The sequence below is a fragment of the Lebetimonas natsushimae genome (assembly GCF_002335445.1).
GTDB classification, from domain to species: domain Bacteria; phylum Campylobacterota; class Campylobacteria; order Campylobacterales; family Nautiliaceae; genus Lebetimonas; species Lebetimonas natsushimae.
In genome coordinates this window covers 450,705-466,239 of record NZ_BDME01000001.1, presented here as the reverse complement: position 1 = coordinate 466,239, position 15,535 = coordinate 450,705, and the positions used below count along the sequence as shown (strand labels likewise).

The 15,535-nt window shown below is 27.9% G+C and carries 19 protein-coding genes; 13 read left to right on the top strand and 6 right to left on the bottom strand.

The features are described 5' to 3' along the window. Window positions 1-4: 4 nt before the first annotated feature. Genes truB through LNAT_RS02650 form a run of 3 tightly spaced genes read left to right on the top strand, consistent with a single transcriptional unit; the run spans window position 5 to window position 1,819 of the window. On the top strand, window positions 5-871 hold the full coding sequence (truB, locus tag LNAT_RS02660; RefSeq protein ID WP_096258376.1) for a tRNA pseudouridine(55) synthase TruB: 867 nt from the start codon (window positions 5-7) through the stop codon (window positions 869-871). Continuing rightward, on the top strand, window positions 865-1,092 hold the full coding sequence (csrA, locus tag LNAT_RS02655; protein WP_096258375.1) for a carbon storage regulator CsrA: 228 nt from the start codon (window positions 865-867) through the stop codon (window positions 1,090-1,092). Before truB ends, csrA begins: the two co-directional genes overlap by 7 nt. Next, on the top strand, window positions 1,082-1,819 hold the full coding sequence (locus LNAT_RS02650) for a 4-(cytidine 5'-diphospho)-2-C-methyl-D-erythritol kinase (protein WP_096258374.1): 738 nt from the start codon (window positions 1,082-1,084) through the stop codon (window positions 1,817-1,819). The genes csrA and LNAT_RS02650 overlap by 11 nt, the downstream gene beginning before the upstream one ends. Before the next feature lie 11 nt (window positions 1,820-1,830). Here the strand turns inward: LNAT_RS02650 and LNAT_RS02645 are convergent, their stop codons facing one another. After that, window positions 1,831-2,385, bottom strand: a complete 555-nt coding sequence (locus LNAT_RS02645; protein ID WP_172413485.1) for a rhodanese-like domain-containing protein — start codon at window positions 2,383-2,385, stop codon at window positions 1,831-1,833. Window positions 2,386-2,478: 93 nt separating this feature from the next. Between LNAT_RS02645 and LNAT_RS02640 the strand changes: the two genes are divergently transcribed. Next, window positions 2,479-3,114: a Crp/Fnr family transcriptional regulator gene (locus LNAT_RS02640; RefSeq protein ID WP_096258372.1), complete on the top strand. Its 636-nt coding sequence runs from the start codon at window positions 2,479-2,481 to the stop codon at window positions 3,112-3,114. On the opposite strand, the gene LNAT_RS02635 is transcribed toward LNAT_RS02640, so the two are convergent. From LNAT_RS02635 to LNAT_RS02620, 4 genes are read right to left on the bottom strand one after another with little or no spacing between them, the layout of a single operon-like run. Beyond that, the gene (locus tag LNAT_RS02635) at window positions 3,104-3,352 is read right to left on the bottom strand and encodes a hypothetical protein (protein WP_096258371.1); all 249 of its coding nucleotides are present in this window, start codon (window positions 3,350-3,352) and stop codon (window positions 3,104-3,106) included. The two genes, LNAT_RS02640 and LNAT_RS02635, sit on opposite strands and share 11 nt — an antisense overlap. Before the next feature lie 23 nt (window positions 3,353-3,375). Then, entirely contained in the window at window positions 3,376-3,750 is a 375-nt protein-coding gene (gene fliS, locus LNAT_RS02630; protein ID WP_096258370.1) for a flagellar export chaperone FliS, read from the bottom strand. 10 nt (window positions 3,751-3,760) lie between these two features. Further along, the gene (gene fliD / locus LNAT_RS02625) at window positions 3,761-5,464 is read right to left on the bottom strand and encodes a flagellar filament capping protein FliD (protein WP_096258369.1); all 1,704 of its coding nucleotides are present in this window, start codon (window positions 5,462-5,464) and stop codon (window positions 3,761-3,763) included. Between the two features lie 2 nt (window positions 5,465-5,466). Beyond that, window positions 5,467-5,868: a flagellar protein FlaG gene (locus LNAT_RS02620; protein WP_096258368.1), complete on the bottom strand. Its 402-nt coding sequence runs from the start codon at window positions 5,866-5,868 to the stop codon at window positions 5,467-5,469. Between the two features lie 82 nt (window positions 5,869-5,950). Here LNAT_RS02620 and LNAT_RS02615 point away from each other — a divergent pair, with 82 nt between their 5' ends. Genes LNAT_RS02615 through LNAT_RS02600 form a run of 4 tightly spaced genes read left to right on the top strand, consistent with a single transcriptional unit; the run spans window position 5,951 to window position 8,730 of the window. Beyond that, window positions 5,951-6,250 carry a hypothetical protein gene (locus LNAT_RS02615; protein ID WP_096258367.1) on the top strand — a complete coding sequence of 100 codons (300 nt, stop codon included), beginning with the start codon at window positions 5,951-5,953 and terminating at the stop codon, window positions 6,248-6,250. Beyond that, window positions 6,237-6,824 carry a 16S rRNA (guanine(966)-N(2))-methyltransferase RsmD gene (gene rsmD / locus LNAT_RS02610; protein ID WP_096258366.1) on the top strand — a complete coding sequence of 196 codons (588 nt, stop codon included), beginning with the start codon at window positions 6,237-6,239 and terminating at the stop codon, window positions 6,822-6,824. Before LNAT_RS02615 ends, rsmD begins: the two co-directional genes overlap by 14 nt. A gap of 11 nt (window positions 6,825-6,835) precedes the next feature. Next, window positions 6,836-7,678, top strand: a complete 843-nt coding sequence (locus LNAT_RS02605) for a hypothetical protein (RefSeq protein WP_096258365.1) — start codon at window positions 6,836-6,838, stop codon at window positions 7,676-7,678. Continuing rightward, window positions 7,678-8,730 (top strand): PilZ domain-containing protein, encoded by a 1,053-nt coding sequence (locus LNAT_RS02600; protein ID WP_096258364.1) that lies wholly within the window; start codon window positions 7,678-7,680, stop codon window positions 8,728-8,730. The genes LNAT_RS02605 and LNAT_RS02600 overlap by 1 nt, the downstream gene beginning before the upstream one ends. On the opposite strand, the gene tgt is transcribed toward LNAT_RS02600, so the two are convergent. Further along, window positions 8,709-9,830: a tRNA guanosine(34) transglycosylase Tgt gene (tgt, locus tag LNAT_RS02595; RefSeq protein WP_096258363.1), complete on the bottom strand. Its 1,122-nt coding sequence runs from the start codon at window positions 9,828-9,830 to the stop codon at window positions 8,709-8,711. The two genes, LNAT_RS02600 and tgt, sit on opposite strands and share 22 nt — an antisense overlap. A gap of 121 nt (window positions 9,831-9,951) precedes the next feature. Here tgt and LNAT_RS02590 point away from each other — a divergent pair, with 121 nt between their 5' ends. Genes LNAT_RS02590 through LNAT_RS02570 form a run of 5 tightly spaced genes read left to right on the top strand, consistent with a single transcriptional unit; the run spans window position 9,952 to window position 15,529 of the window. Further along, window positions 9,952-11,337 (top strand): TrkA C-terminal domain-containing protein, encoded by a 1,386-nt coding sequence (locus tag LNAT_RS02590; protein WP_096258362.1) that lies wholly within the window; start codon window positions 9,952-9,954, stop codon window positions 11,335-11,337. 8 nt (window positions 11,338-11,345) lie between these two features. Further along, entirely contained in the window at window positions 11,346-12,368 is a 1,023-nt protein-coding gene (gene aroB / locus LNAT_RS02585) for a 3-dehydroquinate synthase (protein ID WP_096258361.1), read from the top strand. Continuing rightward, complete coding sequence (locus LNAT_RS02580) at window positions 12,365-13,861, top strand: mechanosensitive ion channel family protein (protein WP_096258360.1); 1,497 nt, start codon at window positions 12,365-12,367, stop codon at window positions 13,859-13,861. The genes aroB and LNAT_RS02580 overlap by 4 nt, the downstream gene beginning before the upstream one ends. Next, the gene (locus LNAT_RS02575) at window positions 13,845-14,489 is read left to right on the top strand and encodes a uracil-DNA glycosylase (RefSeq protein WP_238593967.1); all 645 of its coding nucleotides are present in this window, start codon (window positions 13,845-13,847) and stop codon (window positions 14,487-14,489) included. Before LNAT_RS02580 ends, LNAT_RS02575 begins: the two co-directional genes overlap by 17 nt. Beyond that, the gene (locus LNAT_RS02570; protein ID WP_096258359.1) at window positions 14,486-15,529 is read left to right on the top strand and encodes an RNA polymerase beta'' subunit family protein; all 1,044 of its coding nucleotides are present in this window, start codon (window positions 14,486-14,488) and stop codon (window positions 15,527-15,529) included. The genes LNAT_RS02575 and LNAT_RS02570 overlap by 4 nt, the downstream gene beginning before the upstream one ends. Window positions 15,530-15,535 lie beyond the last annotated feature (6 nt).

The following is a 15,535-nucleotide window of genomic DNA, read 5'->3' as shown; positions in this document are numbered from 1 at the left end:
TCCAATGGATAATGGAAAATTGAAAATGGAAAATAATTGTAATAATATGCTTTTTGTAGCTAAAAAACCAATGTTTATCAGTTCAAATAAATTTTTAAATCAGTTAAAAAGAAAATATGGTATCAAAAAAATGGGATTTTCAGGCACACTTGACCCGTTTGCCTGCGGTGTACTGATAATTGCAACCGGTCAATACACCAAACTATTCAGATTTTTAAAAAAAACTCCCAAAACTTATATTGCAACTTTGATGCTCGGAGCTTACTCCCCTACCCTTGATATAGAAAAAATTGAAAAAATTGAAACTATTCAAAAATTGGAAATCCAAAAAATAAAAGAAGTTTTAGAATCTTTTAAAGGGAAACAATACCAACTGCCGCCCAAATATTCCGCTAAAAAAATAAACGGCGTCAGGGCATATCAACTAATGGAAAATAAAAAAAAAGAAAATGAGTTTTTGGATAAAAAAATTGAAATAGAAATTTTTGATATAGAACTTATCAATTATTCTCATCCTTTTGTTACATTTAAAGCAAGTGTAAGTGAAGGGACTTATATAAGAACCCTTGGATTTGATATTGCTAAAAAATTAGGAACTGCCGGATCTTTGACATATCTTGAAAGAGTAAATGAAGGAAAATTTTTTTATGAATGTGAAAAAAAATTAAATCCGCTTGAATATCTGGATTTAAAAGAAAATTTTTATTCAAATAACATAAATAATCTAATGCTCGGTAAAAAATTAAACATTAATGATTTTAAAATCACAAAAACAGGCAGATATTTTGTAAGATATGATAAATTTTTTGCTATTATTGAAATTATTGATGACGAAATTAAATATATTTTAAACAGGATTGAATTATGTTAGTAATATCAAGAAAAATAAATGAAAAGATAAAAATCGGAGACAATATAGAAATTGTTATAGTCTCAATAGATAAAAACCAAGTTAAAATTGGAATAGAAGCCCCAAAAAATTTAACTATTTTAAGAAGCGAACTTCTTGAAAACATTAAAGAGGAAAATATAAAAGCAGCAAAACAGAATATCGATATAAAAGAAATTTCAAAGGTATTCAATGAAAATTAAAGCATTTGCAAAAGTAAATATATTTTTAAAAATAGTAGGACATGATGGATATTATCACCTTTTGAAATCTCGCTTTATGAGGGTAAAAAACCTGTACGACGAAATAGAAATAAAAGAAGCCGAAAAATTTAACATTGTAGGGGATATTAACTGTGTTTTAAGAGACAATACCGTATTTAAAGCCTATGTAGAACTTACCAGGGCTTATCCGGAAAGTAAAAAATGGTTTATAGGCAAAGAGATCAGAATTCATAAAAACATACCTGAAATGGCGGGACTCGGTGGAGGCAGCAGTGATGCGGCGGCATTTTTACTTCTTGTTAATAAAGAGGCAAATTTAAACCTTTCAACCAAAGAATTAATGGACATCGGCAAAAAAATAGGAAGCGATGTTCCTTTCTTCTTAGCAGACACAGATGTTGCAAATGTTTACGGAAGAGGTGATATAGTGGAACCTGTTAATGAAAAAGCCTTGAATTTGGAAGTTTTTACCCCTCCGATTGAATGCTCAACCCCTCTTGTTTATAAAACTTATAAGGAACAGTTTTTTAACCCCGCCGATACTAATTTTGACAAAATTTCAACAGAAGAGTTATTAAAAACCAAAAAGCCGACTGAACTTAATGATTTATTAATGCCAGCTCTAACAGCTTATCCGGAGCTCAACAGATATAAAGATTTTGGATTTTTCAGCGGAAGCGGGAGCAGTTTTTTTAGAATTCCCTAAAAAGGGAATTATTAGAATTGGTCTAAAATAACAGGTTCTTTTACTTTTCCAACTTTTTTCAAACCTTTAAATCCACCGAATTCTGTAACTTTGTTAACAACAGGATATCCACAGTTTAGCCATCCGTTTATTCCGCCTCTTAATACATATATGTTTTTTTTAGGGAAATGAAACCATTTAACAAGTTCACCGCCGGCAAGTACCGCCCTGTGCCCAGTCGCACATACAAAAACATAAACCTTATCTTTTTTCAATCCACCCATTGCAGCATAAATTGCCACATCACCTCTTGGATATTCGTCATAATCAGGCCAGTCTATTTCCCCGCCTTTCATTTCATCAACACTTCTTACATCAACAATAGTAAAATCTTTATCTTCATCCATCCATTTTTTTAGCTCATCTGGAGTAATGTAATTTACAAACTGTTCATAATAATGACACTCAGCATTAAATTCTTTAACCATAGGGCCTGCACCTTTTATAGTATCTGCCAATTTAAAAGTATGTGCAAATACAAAAGAAGCAGCTATTAGCGACAACCCTAAAATTCTTCCGATTTTCATTTTTTTCTCCTTTATTTGATTTTTTGTACATAATGAATTATAATTCATAATAAAAACAAAAAATGTCAGGACCCTGACAAAAAAGGTAAAATTATGCAAAACTGCAGAATATTGTTACCCAATCCGGAAATAGAAAAATATATAAAACTTAATTATTTTGAAAAATTTCCCAAAAGATATCTTAAAAAAAATGAAATATGTTTCCCTTGTAATGACAGAATTTTAATTGTTATAAAAGGTAAAATAAAAATTGTGACATACAAAAATGATAAAGAAATAACATTATATTATCTTAATAAAAACAATATTGCATTTTGCAGCGAAGAAAATATTATAAAAGCAAAAGAAGAAAGTGAATTATACTTCATACCAATCAAAGAATGCATCAATTATATAGACAATATTAATTTATATAATTTAATATTAAAAGAGATAACCGATAAAATCAAAATCGAAAGAGATTTGATTCATGATCTGGCTTTTACAACCTGTTCCCAAAGAGCTATCAATTTTCTAACAACCACTGCGGAAAAAATAGGAAAAAAAACAGCAAAAGGGATTGAAGTAAAATTAAACTGCTCAATAGACGAATTTGCAAACTTTTTGGGGACCACCAGACAGACTCTTTCTACTTTTATTAATATGCTTATAAAAAAGAATCTTCTGGAAAAAGATCACAAAACATTTATTATAAAAGATATAGAAGGTTTAAAAAACTTTAAATTTTAAAATTAAACAAATCTTTTTTATTTTCAAAATTAAATTTTTGAAGTTTTTTAATTTTTTGCATTTCAGATGAGAGTTTTTCCTTTTCTTTTTCTAAGATATTCACAGCCATTTTTATATAAAAATTAATTTCTTTAGCCTCATCAATAGAAGAAAAAGAAATTTCTTCTTTAATTAATTCTTTAAGTTTTTCAATATCTTCATTAATCACAGCTGCTTTTAATTTATTTAAATATTTCATTTTTCATTTTCAATTTTTCATTATTAGTTTATACCTGTTTCTTCTTTCCAGGCTTCAATAAGCCCTTTTAATACTCTAATCACATCATCTAAATATTTTTCATTATTTTCTAAATTGGCTTTTGCTAGAAGTTCAAGCTGATATGCATATAACCCGTTTAAATAATATGCAACATTACCGCCTTTTTCAAAATCAAGGGAATTGATAAGTTCTATAAAAATATTTGAAACTTTAATTATATAATGAACCTTTTTTTCTATATTTCCCTCTTTTATAGCTTTTTTTGCAAAATTAGCGAATCTAAGAGCCCCTTCATAAAGCATAAGTATTAATTTTTCAGGTTTGTCAATCTGCACATTCATTTGATTATAACTGTCAAGGGCTTTATTATAAGTCATTATTTATCCTTTATTTATTTTTAGAATTTAATGCCTGCTGAATCATCATTGTTAAACTTTGACTTTTTGCATTAAATTCATTAATCATTTTGTCATATGCTGAAAACTGTTTCGCCATTATTTCATATTTTGTTTCAAGAAATTTATTCATAGCTTTAATTCTATCTTTATATCTTTTTTCATCATCTTTTAGTTCTTGATTTAATAGATTTAAAGAACTGTGATCATTTGTTATTTTAGATTCAAAATCTGTTTTTAATCTTGTAAAAGCTGTAGTTGTAAATCGCTCAACCAAATCAGGATTTTTATTATAAGCCTCTTTGAATTTATCTGTGTTAAAACTTATCATACCTGTTCTGTTGTAATCAAACCCTATATCAGTTGCCGTAAAAGTTATATCTGTGGTATATTTGTTACCATTTCTGTCAGCCCTTTCCCCCTTATCGCTCAACACAACTCCAAAAATATCGGAATAAAAATCACTGCTTAGGGTTGTAAATTCACTCTCTCCCTGAAACAGTCCGACATTGCCGCTGTCTTTGTCATAAGCTGTAAGATTTTGGAGATTTGAAATCATTTTATTATAATCAGCGACAAATTTCTGAATTGATTTTGTAATTTCATCAATATTTGATTTGATTTCAACGGTTGACTTGCCTGTAGAATTAAGATTTATTGTAACCCCGGGAATTAAATCTTCTATTTTATTGGAACCTCTGTGAATTTCAACACCGTTATAAGTAAAATCGGCATCGTCGGCTTTTTGAATTCTGTTTGTATTTGTAAAATCGGTATTATTATTAAAATCTGTAAGAAGATTTGTATCATCTATTGAAATATCGCCAATAGCTTCTATATTAAATTTAATATGTCCGTTATCAAAAGAAGTTTTTATACCTAAAGAATTACCCTCACTGTCTTTTAAATCCCCATTATTCAAAGCATTAATGAAATCACTGACAGTTTCTCCGTCTGTTACATCCATAGAATATTCAGTTCCATTTACCGTAACTTTAAATTTTTGAGTGGCACCTGAATTATTTACACTCTCAGTATCTGAATCAAAAGCGGCTGATGTATAATTAATGGCATTAAGCCCCAAATCATCAATCCCTGAATAATTAAATTTAATTATATTATCTGCCCCGGTATCATCGGCTTTTAAAATAAGTTTATAAGGATTATCCCCAATACCTGTATCAATGATAGAAGCAGTGATTCCTATATCAGCATTATTTATTGCATTTTTTAAATCATCAAGAGTAGCACCTGATTTTAGAGTAATAGTAGAAGTTACATCACCTACCCCTATTGCTAAAGTTTTATCACCTCCGCTTGTATTTATTATTGTATCGCTGTTTGCAAAACCTTTTGACTCATAAACATCGTTTTGGGCGAGCTGATTTACATTTATATTAAAATTTTGAGGTTTTACCCCGTCATTTGCCGTTACACTTACACTGCTACCGCTAATATTTGTGTTTACTTTTGCAAAAACAGCCCCGCTTGCCAAATCTAAAATATCGCCTTTTACAATAGCACCGATTGACTGAAATTCACTTAAAGCTTTTTCTTTTTTTTTAATTAAATTTAGTTTAGTTTCAATCGGTTTTACCATTATTTCTTTATCAGCATTTTTTAATTTATCAATTACATCTGCTGTTAAAACCCCACTACCGATTCCCAGTGAGCTTAAACTTCCAAAATCGCCCATTTTTATCCTTTTTTATCAAATAGCATCCCTACTATCTCTCTCATTTTTTCCATTAGTCTTAACGCCTCCTTTGGAGGAAATTCCCTTATAGTTTCATTTGTTTTAGTATCTACAACTTGTACAGTCAAAAAATCTATTTTATCATTAAATTTAAACTTTAAAGAAGTGTTTAAAGGATTTAAAGCCTTGTTAAGTTCTTCCACTACTTTTTGTAATTCTTTTTTAAGCTCTTTTTTTTCAATTTTTTTATCTTGAGCCTGAACTTTTTGGGTTAAAGTTTTTTCATCGTCATTTTTTGCCAATTCATCAATTTTTTGAAGCGCAACCCTATTTGAATGTTGATTTAAGCTGTCATAATTGTAAATTTTTTGCGCATTGTTTTTTATAGAAGAAAAAATATCCATTTTTCAACCCCTTAAAATTATCTATAATTATATCGACTATTTTAATAAAAAATTTATGCTAAAATTATAAAAAAGGTTTTAATTGAAACTAAAAGTAGATTGTGATTCCCCTCTTTTGCAATACACATTGGAATATTTTTTAAAAGATTATTTAAATGAAAACGGAATAATTATAACAGACAATCCGGAAAAAAACGGTATTATTATTGGAAAAGACATTAAAAAGCCTTTTACAAAAACATCGCTTTTATTACAATTGGAAAAAATTTTAAATATCAAAAACGTAAAAACAGAATCTTTTGATGAAAAACTGGATTTTCTTTTAGAAGATTTTAAAAATAAGTTAATAAAATTAATCAAGGAGCATTATGGAAAAGAGTAATATTAAAATAATAGGGGGAAAATACAGAGGTAAAAAACTGTTCATGGGAAACAAAGAGACTACAAGAAGCACAAAAAACATACTTAAAGAAAGTGTATTTAACACCCTGCAGTGGGAAGTACCTGATTCAAACTGGGTTGAGGTATTCAGCGGAGTCGGAAGCATCGGTCTTGAGGCTGTAAGCAGAGGTGCAAACAGGGCATACTTTTTAGAAAAAGACCCGGAAGCCGCAAAAGTTTTGAAAAAAAATATAGACTCATTAAAAGAAGAAGATATAAAAAAATGTCAGATTATTTTGGGTGACAGTTTTGAAACTATCTGGGATGTAATTGAAGAACTTAAAAGAAACAAAGAAAAAGCGTTTTTTTATTTTGACCCTCCTTTTGCAATAAGGGAAGGTTTTGAAGATATTTATGATAAAGTACAAACTCTTATAAAACAGCTTCCAAAAATTAACGTGGAAAAAGTAATAATCGAACATCAAACCAATTACGATTTTCCCGAAAACCTTGGAAAATACCAAAAAATCAAAACAAAAAAATTCGGTAAAAGCAGCGTAACTTATTATGAATAAGGAAGAATAAAATGAAAAATGTAAAATTAATATTAATTGCAGTAATTTCTTTTTTTATTGGATGCGTTCAAAATCAACCGCAGGTAAAAATAAATCCGAACAATGATATAAAACTGCTGAAAAATTATGGAATTACCGGTGACAACCTAATTTTTTACAAAAAATATTATTATTTTTCAAAAACAGAATCAAACGGAATAAGTATAAATAAACTGGATAAAAACTATAACCTGATTTCAAAAAAAATTATAAAAACTCTAATTGAACCAAAAAAATATTTAATTAACAATGACCATTTTTATTTACTCGGATATGATAATATAAAACAAAAACCCGTTATTTTAGATTTTTCATTAAACAGCTTTTCCCTGCTAAAAACAGTTTATTTAGGTAAAAAATATTCCATGCCTGCAGATTTTTTTGTAGATAAAAATAATATTTATTCGGCAATTAACGTATTTAATAAAAAAACAAAATCCGATATATATATTTATAAAAACACATCCGTTTTTAGCAAAATTGCTTCTACAAAAAAAGAATTGGCAAAATTTATTACTCCATATGATAATAAAATTTTGGTGGTAGGCAATATTTCATTTACAAATGATGATATTTTAATTATTTTAATTAATAAAAATGGAAAAATCACAAAAGCCAGAAGGATAGATCTGGGAATGGATGATTATGTAAATAAAGTTAGTATTAAAAACGATAATATCATAATATATGCTGTTTCCACCGACAATATGGGTGCGGAAACAGATTACATTCTTACAATAGACAAAAACTTAAATGTATTAAAAAGTAAAAAAAATTTAGAATTTAAAGAATTACCAATAAAATTTAGAACATAATGACAGATAATAAAATTAGAATAATTGAAAAAAATAAAAAATTTTTCAAAGAATATGAAAATAAATTTACTGAACTGTTTTTAAAAAATATAAATAAAGATATTATTTCCCAAAAAGAAATAAAACAAATTTATAATTTTCTTTTTATCAGCCCTTTTTTATTAGAAAACAAACAAATTCCGGAAATTCTAAAAATAGAAGAAAAATTATATGATTATAATGTTTCTTTATTTTCAATTTTAGAAAGAATTTTCTTTTTTATGACCAATGCTTTTATTAAATATTTACTTATAAATCAAATACATTATTCCGAACTGAAAGATTTTACAATAATTTGCAATTTTTATATTGAATATCTAAAAAAACGTAAATTAAATGAAATTCAACTTCCAAATGAAATATATGAAATATATAAAAACAATGAAAAAATAACCATTTACAATGTATACAAAGGCATTCCGATTTCGCATAATACACATATTTTAATTATTAAAAACAATGAAATTATTCTTAATTCAACCATTAATTTTATTTTTGCTTCAAAATTTAATTCAGAAATTTATTTTAATCAAGAAAATAAAAATTACTATTTTATTGCAGAAGTTAAAGATTTCAATTTACATAAAAAAACAATAACTCTTACAAATATTAAAAAAATCCAAAGAAACCTCCCTAAAAGAAAACATATAAGGGTTCAGCCAAAAGAAGAAATAGATGTGACAATTATAAGTGAAACAAACAATATACGAGCAAAATTATATGATATTTCATTTCAGGGAATGGCTTTAATGTTAAATAACAACTATTTTGAAATTTCCGAAAAGGTAGAAACCATTTTTACCCTTAAGATTGATAAAAAATATTTATTTGACATTATTGGAGAAATCCGGTCTATTACAAAAATAAATCAAAATTTATACAAATATCACATTTATTTTAAGGCAAATCCAAAAGATGAAAAAATTTTAGAAAAATATATTGTAAAAAGAGAAAAAGAAATTATTAATGAACTTAATGAACTTATAGAAAATCAGTTTATCCGTTTAGAATAAAATTCCTTTTTAAATTCATTAAATCTTTTATCAATTATAGCTTCTCTTGCTTCTTTTACTAAATTCAAATAATAATGAAGATTATGAATAGTTGCCAGCCTAAAATATGTAAGCTCTTTTGCCTTGAAGAGATGATTCAAATAACCTCTTGAAAAATGTCTGCATGTATAACAACTACAGTTTTCATCAATAGGTTTATCATCCAGTTTATATTTTGCATTTTTTATTCTAAGAGTTCCGAATGTTGTAAAAAGATATCCGTTTCTGGCATTTCTTGTCGGCATAACACAGTCAAACATATCAACACCCCTCTCAATTGCCTCTATTATATCTTCGGGTGTTCCAACTCCCATTAAATATCTGGGTTTATTTTCCGGTAAAAAAGGAGTGGTGAATTCAATGGTATCATACATCAGCTGATTTTCTTCACCGACACTTAACCCCCCTATTGCAAATCCGTCAAATGTTTTTCCTTCAACTTCAATACCAACAAGACTTTCGGCACTTATTTTCCTAAATTCAAAGTCAGTCCCGCCCTGGACTATTGCAAACAGATTGTTTTTAGCGCCTTTTTCAATATGATGAACCAGGCTCCTTTTAGCCCACTGCGTAGTTCTTTCTATTGATTTTTTAATCCTCTCTTTTGTGTTGGGAAGGGCAATCAAGTCATCTAAAACCATCATAATATCACTGTTTAAATTATATTCTATATCTATTACCTTCTCAGGTGAGAAAAAATGGCTGCTGCCGTCAATATGGCTTTTAAACCAAATTCCATTATCATTTATTTTTACATTATCCCCCAATGAAAATGCCTGAAAACCGCCACTATCAGTCAAAAAACTCCTTTTATAGCCGCTAAATCCGTGAAGTCCCCCAAAACTTTTAACAACTTCATCACCTGGGCGAAGATATAAATGATAAGTGTTTGCCAAAATTATTTTTGCATCCAATACATCCATTAAATCAATTGCATCCAGGCTTTTAACCGCAGCGGCAGTACCGACCGGCATAAAAATCGGGGTTTTTATTTCACTGTGTACTGTTTTAATGGTGGCAGCCCTGGCCCTTCCGTCAGTTGCATCTATTTTAAATTCCATGATTTTCCTTTAATTTCTTAACCGATTAAGATTTATTATACATAAATTTTCCATTTTCCATTATCCATTTTTACATTTTTATTATATGTTATAATTCTCGAAATTTTATCAAAGGTTATGCTTGAATAAAATAGTAATTTTTGCCGGATGTAAAGAATCCAAAATTTTAATAGAAAAAATAGCCTCTTCTTATATAAAAGAAGCCGAATATTATATTATATATGAAAAAGAAGAAGATATTGTAAAAATTGAAAAGGACAATTTTTTTTACTATAAAATTTCTTTTTTTGCATTTGACATATACAAATCAATTTTTTACAAAGATATAAATAAAATAATAATATTTATTAAAAATAAAATTGAAGCTGAATTTGTAATCAATAAAATTAAAAATTTTTCATCCATCGTTTTTGTTAAATTCTGGAAAAACATCAATATTCCATTTCAAAACAACATTGAAATAATTGACAATATCGAATTAATCACAAATAAAATATTAGACCATCTTCCCGATGTTCCACTTTTTGCAAGGGACATCGGTCTTGGAATCGGTGAAATTTTAGAAGTGGAAATTCCCCCACATTCAATATTTACATACAAAACGCCCTCTTTTATAGAAAGATGGAAAAATATAAAAATTGCCGTAATTTATAGGGAAAATAAATTCATAATACCAAACAGACACACCCTTATACTTCCAAACGACAAACTGCTTCTTATAGGAGAACCTGAAAGATTAAAATCCTTTTTTATAGAAAGCAAGAAAAATCTTGGAGCATTTCCGGCACCATACGGACAAAACATTTATCTGTTACTGGATATGCAGCTTAATCAAAAAATGATTTCAAATCTATTAAAATCCGCTCTTTTTTTACACAGAAAATTAAAAAACAAAAAATTAATAATCAAGATAATAAACCCTACCTTAAACTTTAAACTTTATAAACTCTTTAAATTTAAAAACATAGATATTTACACAGATTATTTTTCAAATGATTATATTTCAACTTTAAAAAATGATATTGAAAAATACAGCATAGGTTTAATTGTTACAAACAACGAATATTTTTACAAATACAAAAAAACCTTTTTTGAAATAAAAACACCTATTTTTAAACAGGGAAGTGAATCAGTTAAAAAATGCATAGAATTTGTCGTCTTGCTTCAACACAAAATGCTTGACAGAATCGCCCCCGCTTTATTTGACCTCTCTTTTCAGTTAAATCTCGGGATAAATTTTTTGGAACCGACCAATGAAACAAAAGACTTAAACGAATTAAAAGAATATCTTAAAAAATTTGCAAAAGTATATAATTTTAAAAACATTTCATTTACAAAAACTCAAAAAAACCCTGTTTTAAAATTGTTAAAAAGACAAAATATATGTTTAATAGAACCGTTTATCAAACCGCCGGTTCCAAAAATTACAGAAATAATCCATCCAAAAATAGAAAATGCATATATAATGCTTGATAAATTCAACCAGTTTTTAATACCAATTAAATAAGGAGAAATATGAAAGTCACAATAGACACACCAAATAAAACTTATGATATTTTAATAGATAAATTGCCTGATATTGATTTGGATACAAAAGTTGCAATTATCACAAATCCCACAGTGGCGGGATATCATTTAAATTACCTGCTAAATCATTTAAAAACAAAAGAACTAATAATTATAACACTGCCAGACGGTGAGGAGTATAAAAATTATGAGAGCATAGAATACGCGCTTGATAGGCTTTTTGACGCAAAATATGACAGAAATTCTGTAATTATTGCATTTGGGGGAGGAGTGATAGGAGATATGAGCGGATTTTGCGCATCAATTTTTTTAAGGGGAATCAAATTTATTCAAATTCCGACCACTCTTCTTGCAATGGTTGACTCTTCAGTTGGAGGTAAAACAGGAATTAATAATAAATACGGAAAAAATTTAATAGGAAGCTTTTATCAACCGGAAGCCGTATATATTGACACCCATTTCCTTTCAACCCTTCCAAAAAGGGAATTTGCAGCCGGAATGGCTGAGGTTATTAAAATGGCAGTTATGTTTGACAAGGAATTTTTTGAAAAATTAGAAAAAGAGGCTTTAAGTATTGAAGAAATTATAAAAAGAAGCGTGGAAATTAAAGCTAATGTGGTAAATCAGGATGAAAAAGAAAGAGGTATAAGAAGCGTGTTAAATTACGGACACACCTTTGGACACGTAATAGAAAATCTTACTAATTACAAAACATATCTTCACGGAGAAGCGGTTGCCATCGGGATGATTATGGCAAATGAGTTATCAATCGCCCTTGGATATTTAACCCGGGAGGAAAATGAAAGAATTAAAAAACTTCTTAAAAAATACGATTTACCTACAAGTTTCAAAATAAAAGATGAAGAAGAGTTTTACGAACACTTTTTTGCAGACAAAAAAACAATGAACAATAAAATCAAATTTATAATACCAGAACATATCGGAAAATATAAAATTGTGCAAAATTTGAATAAAGAGATTCTTTTAGAAGTTTTAAGGAAATTTAAATGAAAATATTTTTTTTAATTTTTTCTTTTATTTTTTTATTTGCAAATGAAACAAACACTACTGAAATTAATTTAACAAAACAGCAGATTTCAAAAATCCAAAAGGAACTTTCAAATAATTCATTTTATTTATCTTATAAAAATTATATTGATTATCAAAAATTGCAAGATAAATATAACAAATTAAAATATCTTGCAAGAAGAAATCCACATAGATACAAACAAAAACTTCTAACAGTTCAAACCCAACTTGATTTGCTAAAAGAAAACGAAAATATCTTTAATACCTTAATAAAACTAAAAAACATACCAAAAGCCCCTAAAATAGAAAATCCTTTTGAAATATTTTCAGCGATAAATTATGAAAAACAGATAAAAAATATTTTAAATCAAAACATTCAAACATATGAAGAATTTAAAGACACTTTGAATAAATTAAAAGAATTATACACTCTGGAAAAAAAATTAAAAATAAAAGACACTCAGCTCGAAAATATGATAAAAGATTTTGAGTTAATAGACACCATTTACAAAAAAAAGCTTGAAACCCTAAAAACATTTATTTTATCTCAAAAAGAGAAAATCAAAAAAGAAATTAAAAATCAAATTAACAAACTAGTTATTTTAATAGGAATAATTATATTTTTAATAATTTTTTCATTTATTTTAAAACTAATAATGAAAAAATATATCAAAGAAGAAAATCTGTATTTATCAAATAAAATTATCAATATTCTCACAATATTTATTATCGCTTTAACCTCACTCCTTTTTTACATAAACAACGCCACATATATAATCACTATTTTAGGATTCATCTCAGCCGGTATCGCAATTGCTATGAAAGACTGGTTTATGAATATGTTCGGCTGGTTTGTAATTATGGTAAACGGCAATATTAAAGTCGGGGACAGGGTTAAAATATATCTGCAAAACGGAAATGTCCAAATTGTGGGTGATGTTATTGATATTACACTTACAAGAATTGTAATATATGAAGATGTAACATATACCACTTATCATAAAAACAGACGTGCGGGAAGAATAGTTTTTGTACCAAACAATGTGATATTTAACAATCCTATTTTCAACTATACACATAAACGTCTTGCAACCGTATGGGACGGTATAGATATTACACTCACATTTGATTCAAATTATAAGAAAGCAGCCGATATAATTAAAAACATTTTAATAAACCAGACAAAAAGACAGGTTGCAGCAACAAAATCCAGAATGCAAAGATTAAAAATTGAATATAATTTTAAATCATACAATCTGGATCCCAGAGTATTTACATTGATAGAAGAAAACGGTATCAGAATAAGTGCATGGTATCTGGTAATATCCTCTTCTCCTATGGCTTACAGAAGCCAGATTTCAGGAGAAATATTAGATGCCCTGCTAAAAGAAAAAGATATTAAAATCACTTATCCTACATATAAAATTAACGGTGAAATTAATATTCAAAAGGAAATAAGTGAAAAACCTTATTAAATTAAAACATCTTTACAAATTAAAAGAAGCCGGTGTGGAATATTTTGAAGGTTTTCAATCAAATGAAAATAATAACACAATGCCAAATGAATTGGAAGAACTCAAAAAAATATGCCTAAACTGCACTCTTTGCGACTTAAGCAAAACAAGAACCCATGTAGTGTTTGGAGAAGGAAATCCAAATGCACATCTTATGTTTATAGGTGAAGGACCCGGGGCTGAGGAAGACAAAACAGGCCGCCCTTTTGTCGGAAGGGCGGGAAAACTTTTGACTAAAATTATTTTAAATGTTTTAGAACTAACCCGTGAAGATGTTTACATTGGAAATATAGTAAAATGCAGACCCCCGAACAACAGGGTCCCTACTATAGAAGAAGCCCAGACTTGCAAACCGTACCTGCTTAAACAAATTGATATAATAAATCCCGAGATTTTAGTCTGTCTTGGTAAAACGGCATTTATGTATCTGATGGATATAGATATGCCGATTTCCAAGGTCAGAGGACAGATATTTGAATACAAGGAGAAAAAAGTGATTCCTACTTTTCACCCAAGTTACCTGCTAAGAAACCCCTCTGCAAAGAAAGAAGCTTATAAAGATTTTCTTTTAATAAAGAGTCTGTTATGAAAAAAATATTTTTTTTAATTGTAGGCACCCTTCTTTTGGCACAAACACTTGATTTTGAATCACCTATTTTAGTGGATATTAATAACACTGAAAAAAACATTTCAGCTGATATGGAAAAAAAAGAAAAAAATATTACTGAAAACATAGAAATATTTAATGAAAATTTTTATTCACAAAATTCAAAGGTATCTTTTGCATTAATTGTTGATAAACAAAAATTTTTTAAATATCTGCCTTCAATTGTTAATTCAATAAATGTCTATCTGATTCAAAAAGGAGTGGATTTTAATATTTCCTTATATAATAATGATATTAATATCTCAGCCATTCCACAAAATTATATTATTGATATCGAAACAAACAAATCAAAAATCTTAACTTTTGGTGATTATAACAAAACTTTTTTTATACCGACTTTTAACAAAAACGATTTTAACCAGACATTTGAAAATGTTTATTTCGGTGGTTTAAATTTTAAAGACCAGATTAATTTATTTAATAATTTTATAAATGACAGACTTTTTACCATATCGCAAAACAATCAGATTTCAAAAAAACTTTTATATTATGAAACAAAAAATCCTTTTTTTGTAAGAAATTTCTATTTTCCTGATATAAACTATAATGATTTAAACAATTCATTTACAATATTAAATACCGACATATCAAAAAGCGCACAGGTTTTGTCCACCATAACATCAAAAGAAATTGAACCGTTTTTAGTTTTTTCACCGCAGCTTTGCTATTCACCTGCGATTATATTTTTAACACAAAAAAAAGACAGGGAAAAACTGATAATTGCAAATTCCATTATAAATCCTCCTTTAGAAATCAACGACTATGCAACTCTTTTAAACAGCGATATAAAATACAACTGGTTAAATTATGCAACCGATATACTTGTCAATAAAATATATAATATGCAAAACGCTGAAGATATGTTTTATATGAATGATTTTCATATATATATATTTGAAAACCAGATAAATTACAAAACAAAACTTTATAAAGTGGATACATCTTTTAAAGAAGTAAAATAATTTTGT